Annotated in this window: 7 protein-coding genes and 1 pseudogene; 2 read left to right on the plus strand and 6 right to left on the minus strand. The window is 70.6% G+C overall.

The genetic code is table 11. The features are described from left to right. The 6 genes and pseudogenes from AB0M20_RS23085 to AB0M20_RS23110 all read right to left on the minus strand — a co-directional run. Positions 1–572, minus strand: a pseudogene (locus AB0M20_RS23085) (phosphatidate cytidylyltransferase); the annotation flags it as partial. Continuing rightward, a complete protein-coding gene (gene frr / locus AB0M20_RS23090; RefSeq protein ID WP_364301323.1) occupies positions 572–1,129 on the minus strand; it encodes a ribosome recycling factor in 558 nt (185 codons plus the stop codon). The gene frr and the pseudogene AB0M20_RS23085, both read right to left, overlap by 1 nt. Before the next feature lie 52 nt (positions 1,130–1,181). Then, on the minus strand, positions 1,182–1,937 hold the full coding sequence (pyrH, locus tag AB0M20_RS23095) for a UMP kinase (protein ID WP_364301335.1): 756 nt from the start codon (positions 1,935–1,937) through the stop codon (positions 1,182–1,184). Between the two features lie 113 nt (positions 1,938–2,050). Next, entirely contained in the window at positions 2,051–2,881 is an 831-nt protein-coding gene (tsf, locus tag AB0M20_RS23100; RefSeq protein ID WP_364301325.1) for a translation elongation factor Ts, read from the minus strand. A gap of 24 nt (positions 2,882–2,905) precedes the next feature. Continuing rightward, positions 2,906–3,814: a 30S ribosomal protein S2 gene (gene rpsB, locus AB0M20_RS23105; protein WP_364301327.1), complete on the minus strand. Its 909-nt coding sequence runs from the start codon at positions 3,812–3,814 to the stop codon at positions 2,906–2,908. A 223-nt stretch (positions 3,815–4,037) separates the two neighbouring features. Further along, entirely contained in the window at positions 4,038–4,592 is a 555-nt protein-coding gene (locus AB0M20_RS23110) for a hypothetical protein (RefSeq protein ID WP_364301329.1), read from the minus strand. Between the two features lie 144 nt (positions 4,593–4,736). Between AB0M20_RS23110 and AB0M20_RS23115 the strand changes: the two genes are divergently transcribed. Continuing rightward, complete coding sequence (locus tag AB0M20_RS23115) at positions 4,737–5,096, plus strand: YraN family protein (RefSeq protein ID WP_364301331.1); 360 nt, start codon at positions 4,737–4,739, stop codon at positions 5,094–5,096. Then, the coding region (locus tag AB0M20_RS23120) for a magnesium chelatase domain-containing protein (RefSeq protein WP_364301333.1) at positions 5,097–5,843 on the plus strand (747 nt) is incomplete at its 3' end.

The raw sequence follows: 5,843 nt of genomic DNA on the forward strand, positions 1-5,843 counted from the left end.
CGGAAGTCCTCGCGGAAGTGCCGGGGACGGTCGGCCAGGCGCCAGAGGATCGACGCGAGCACGGTGACCACCAGGCCGAGCACCACCGCGTCCTCGCCGGCGAACCAGCCCAGCCCTACCATCAGCACGCCGCCGGCGAGCAGCGGGATCAGCGGCGGATGCGCGCCGGTGACCCGCAGCGCCCGGGCCATCTCCCAGATGCCGACCGACGCCGCCGCCACGATCACGGCCAGGAACGCCGGCCGCCAGATCACCAGCGAGGCCAGCACCATCAGGCCCAGGCTCGTACCCACGGCGATGGCCGCCGGAAGGTTGCGCCCGGCCCGGCCGGCCGTCTTGCCGGCCCGGCGCTTGCCGGGGCCGCGCTGGCCCGCGGTCAACGCGAACTCGGCTTCCGAGGTCGAGGTGGCGGCGGTCGGTGCGTTCCATTCCGGACCCGCCTCGGGGTACACGCGCTGCTCGTCCCCGCCGTTGCCGTTCCCCTCCGGCTCCGCGGGCGCCCAGTAGGCGGCGAAGGGCCCCGGCTCGTCCGTGGGGGACGGCCGGTCGCCACGGGGATCGAGGTACGCCATCAGACCTCGAGCAACTCGGCTTCCTTGTGCTTGACCAGCTCGTCGACGACCGCGACGTAGCGGTGCGTCAGGTCCTCGAGCTCCTTCTCCGCACGCCGGCCCTCGTCCTCGCCCGCCTCGCCGTCCTTGACCAGACGGTCCAGCTGCTCCTTGGCCTTGCGGCGGACGTTGCGGATGGCGACCCGGCTTTCCTCGGCCTTGCTGCGGGCCACCTTGGTCATGTCGCGGCGCCGCTCCTCGGTCATCTGCGGCAGGTGGATGCGCAGCTGCGTACCCTCGTTGTTCGGGTTGACGCCCAGGTCCGAGTCGCGGATCGCCCGCTCGATCGGGCCGAGCTGCGAGGCGTCGTACGGCTTGACGATGACCATGCGCGGCTCCGGCACACCGACCGATGCCATCTGGGTGACCGGGGTCGGCGCACCGTAGTAGTCGACGACGATCTTCGAGAACATCGCCGGGGTGGCGCGTCCCGTACGAATCGCGGCGAACTCCTCCTTGGCGTGCTCGACCGCGCTCTCCATCTTTTCTTCGGCCTCGAAGAGGGTCTCCTCGATCACCGCTGCGTCGCCTCCTCGGCTAAGTGCTGCTCGGTCACTTCAATAAACAGGCTCAAACGGCGGTGATCAACGTACCGATCTTCTCGCCGCTCACCGCTCGGATGATCGTGTCGTCACCCTGGGCGCCGAAGACGAGCATGGGCAGGTCGTTCTCCTGGCAGAGGCTGAAGGCGGCCTGGTCGGCCACGCGCAGGCCCTGCTGCAGGACGCCGGCGAAGGTGATCCGCTCGATCTTCCGCGCGGTCGGGTCGACACGGGGGTCGGCGGTGTAGACGCCGTCCACGCCGTTCTTGCTCATCAGCACCAGGTCGGCGTGGATCTCGAGGGCGCGCTGGGCGGTGACCGTGTCGGTCGAGAAATACGGCATCCCGGCGCCGGCGCCGAAGATCACGACGCGGCCCTTCTCGAGGTGCCGGATCGCGCGCAGCGGAATGTACGGCTCGGCGACCTGGGCCATCGTGATCGCGGTCTGCACCCGCGTCTCGATGCCTTCCTTCTCCAGGAAGTCCTGCAGGGCGAGGCAGTTCATCACCGTGCCGAGCATCCCCATGTAGTCGGCGCGGGACCGGTCCATGCCGCGTTTCTGCAGCTCGGCGCCCCGGAAGAAGTTGCCGCCGCCCATCACCACGGCGACCTGCACACCCCGGCGGATGACCGTGGCGATCTGGTGCGCGATGCCCTGGACGACATCCGGGTCGACGCCGACCTCGCCGCCGCCGAAGACCTCGCCGGAGAGTTTGAGCACGACCCGCCGGGGCCGCTCCGGAGGCAACGCCGGGTCGACTCGAGCAGCCTGCTCGGTCACCATCGTCATCAGATCCGCCTTCCCCATCCGGCTTACTGCAGAGACCCTATGTGACGAGGAGGCCGGGCGCAGAATCGCGTTCCCGACCTCCTCTCCACGCGAGGTTGTGTTGCTCGTTACTCCTGGCCGACCTCGAACCGGACGAACCGGGTGATCTCGATGCCGGCTTCCTTGGCGACCTGGGCGACCGTCTTCTTGTTGTCGGTCACCGACGGCTGCTCGAGCAGGACGAAGTCCTTGAAGAAGGAGTTCACCCGGCCCTCGATGATCTTGGGCAGCGCCTGCTCCGGCTTGCCCTCCTCACGAGCGGTCTGCTCGGCGATCCGCCGCTCCGACTCCACCGTCTCGGCGGGGACGTCGGCGCGGGTCAGGAACTTCGGGCGCATCGCGGCGATCTGCATGGCGACGCCGCGGGCGTCCGCGTCCGCCGCCTCGTCGTCCTTGCCCGAGTACTCGACCAGGACGCCGACCTGCGGCGGCAGGTCCTGCGCCTTGCGGTGCAGGTAGATCGCCGCCGTGCCGTCCACCTCGGCGAACCGGTTGACCACGATCTTCTCGCCGATCTTGGCGGAGAAGTCCTGGATCGCGTCCGCGACCGTGCGGCCGTCCGGCAGCGTGGCGGTGCTCAGCGCGGCGGCGTCGGCGACCTTGTTGGCCGCGCCCAGCTCGACGAGCTGCTGACCCAGGGCGACGAAGTCCGGGGTCTTGGCGACGAAGTCGGTCTCGCAGTTGAGCTCGAGCAGCGCCTTGCCGGAGTGGGCGACGATGCCGTTCGCCGCGGTGCGACCGGCCCGCTTGCCGACGTCCTTGGCGCCCTTGATGCGGAGGAACTCGACAGCCTGGTCGAAGTCGCCGTCCGACTCGTCGAGCGCCTTCTTGCAGTCCATCATCCCGGCGCCGGTGAGGTCGCGGAGCTTCTTGACGTCCGCGGCAGTGTAGTTAGCCATGACTCGCTCTCTAGGAATTCTTCTTTACTCGGCGGCCGTGGCCACGGGCTCGGGTGCGGCAGCAGCCTCGGGGGCGGGCGCGGCCTCGGGAGCCGCAGCGGCCTCGGCGGGGGCGGCGGCGGGAGCCTCGGCGGCCTTCTTCTCGGTGCCCTCGTAGAGGTCGCGCTCCCACTCCGGCAGCGGCTCGCCGGCCGCGACGGCGGCGGCCTCCGGCTTGGCGTCGGCGTCGCCGGACTTGCGGCCCGACCGGGCGATCAGACCATCGGCCACGGCGGTGGCGATCACCTTGGTGAGCAGCTCGGCCGACCGGATCGCGTCGTCGTTGCCCGGGATCGGGAAGTCGACCTCGTCCGGGTCGCAGTTCGTGTCGAGCACGGCGATCACCGGGATGCCCAGCTTGCGGGCCTCGTCGACGGCGATGTGCTCCTTCTTGGTGTCGACCACCCAGATCGCCGACGGCACCCGGGTCATGTCCCGCAGGCCACCCAGCGTCTTGGTCAGCTTGGTCTTCTCGCGGAAGAGCTGCAGGGTCTCCTTCTTGGTGTAACCGGCGGCGGTGCCGCTCAGGTCACCCAGAGCCTCGAGCTCCTTCATCCGCTGCAGACGCTTGTAAACCGTCTGGAAGTTGGTGAGCATGCCGCCCAGCCAGCGGTGGTTCACATACGGCTGGCCCACGCGCGTCGCCTGCTCGGCGATCGCCTCCTGGGCCTGCTTCTTGGTGCCGACGAAGAGGATGTGGCCACCCTCGGCGACGGTGTCCCGCACGTAGGAGTAGGCCTTCTCGATGTAGTCGAGGGTCTGGCGCAGGTCGATGATGTAGATACCGTTGCGCTCGGTGAAGATGAAGCGCTTCATCTTCGGGTTCCAGCGCCGGGTCTGGTGCCCGAAGTGGACACCGCTCTCCAGCAGCTGGCGCATGGTCACGACGGCCATGGTGGGTTGCTCCCCTACAGATTCCCTGGTTGTCACGCTCACCGGGCGGTGGGCGTCCTGGCGCCCGGTCGTCGGCCGCAAGCGGGCCCGATCAGCATCGGGACCAGGGGAGGCCGCCGCTGCAACGCGTCACCGGCTCGGCCGGCGCGCTGTGCAGAGGGCGCGCGAGGTCGACCGCACGAGGCGGTCGCCGTCGACAAGCATACGCCCTCTTCCTTTCTCCCTACGCGGCCCCCAGTCCGGCGGCGATCAGGATCAGAAGACCGATCGGGAGGTACGCGAGCGGCGGGCGCAACCAGGCCTCGCGGGTCAGGGGTCCCGCGCCGGACAACGAGTACATGCCCAGGCCGGTGAGCGGCAGCCCGAGCGTCAGCAGAACGGCCGGGACGACGCCCCCCGGCACGAGCGGCCCGTCGCCGAAGGTGGCCTCGATCAACAGCAGGACGGCGGGGACCATGAGGACAATCGTGACGATCGGCACCAGCACCGCCGAAAGCGGACGCCGGCCGCGGTACGGCGTGGTCGCGCTGCGGCCCGCCGGCGCCCGGACCGGCTCGGGCTCCATCACCGGACGCGCGTGGCTGCCCGTGGAGGTCACCGGGTCGGGAGCGGAATAGCCCGGAGGCGCCGAGTACGCGGCGGCGCGCTGGTCCGGCAACCGGAAGGGTCGATCGCGTACGCCGGAATCGTACGGATTCGAGCTCGATCCGGTGGGTTGACCCTGACCGGAGTACCAGCTCGGTTCTTGCTGGTCGGAGTAGCGGGGATTGCCGTCCACGGGACAGAAACTTAGGGGACCTCCGGCGGGACCGCCACCGCTCACGCATATCACCCTCCGCCGATCACGGACCGGTTATCCACAATCGCGCTCTGTCCACAGGAGCCGGTCCGCGCAGCCCCCGCGCCGGGCACGGTGGCCGCCATGACGAAGGTGCGAAGAGCGGTCGGGCAGTACGGCGAACGCGTCGCGGAGCGATACCTGACCGCGGCCGGGCTGGTCGTGCTGGACCGCAACTGGCGCTGCGCCGAGGGCGAGGTCGATCTGATCCTGCGGGACGGCCCCGACGTGGTGTTCTGCGAGGTCAAGACCCGGCGCGGCGGCGCGTTCGGGCGGCCGGCCGAGGCGATCGGCGAGGACAAGGTGCGCCGGTTGCGCCGCCTCGCCACCCGCTGGCTCGAGCAGACCGAGGTCCATCCACGCGACCTGCGCTTCGATGTCGTCGAAGTGCTCCCGCAGGCGCGCGGGGCGACGCTGGTCGAGCACATCCGCGCGGCGTTCTAGATGAGCTACGCACGCGTGCTCTGCGCCGGTCTGCTGGGCGTGCAGGGCCGGCTGGTCGAGGTCGAGGCCGACCTCGCCCCCGGGCTGCCCGCGGTGGTGCTGACCGGCCTGCCGGACACCGCGCTGAACGAGGCCCGCGACCGGGTCCGCGCCGCGGTGGTCAACTCCGGGCAGACCTGGCCGCCGCGCCGGATCACCGTCAACCTGCAACCGGCCACGATGCCCAAGCACGGCAGCGGCTTCGATCTGGCGATCGCCTGCTCATTGCTCGCGGCGGCCGGTGACCTGCCGCTCGGACCGCTGGAGGGCGTCGTGGTCCTCGGCGAGCTGGGGCTGGACGGCGCGGTCCGGCCGATCCGCGGCGTGCTGCCGATGGTCGCCGCGGCCGCCCGGCGCGGCGTCACCCGGGTGCTGGTGCCGCTGGCCAACGCCCGCGAGGCCACAGTGGTGCCCGGCATGACCGTGCGCGGGGTGGACACGCTGTCGCGGCTGGTCGCCTTCGTCCGCGGTGAGGACGTCCTGCTCGATCCGCCGGAGACCGCCGAGCCGCCGATCGAGCCGGGCCCCGACCTGGCCGACGTGTCGGGTCAGCAGTTGGGCCGGTACGGCATGGAGGTGGCCGCCGCGGGCGGTCACCACATCGCCCTCTTCGGCCCGCCCGGAGCAGGAAAGACCATGCTCGCCGAACGGCTGCCGTCGCTGCTCCCCGAGCTCGACGACCAGTCCGCGCTCGAGGTCACCGCGGTG

The sequence above is a fragment of the Actinoplanes sp. NPDC051633 genome (assembly GCF_040681735.1).
In the GTDB taxonomy this organism is placed as follows: Bacteria; Actinomycetota; Actinomycetes; order Mycobacteriales; family Micromonosporaceae; genus Actinoplanes.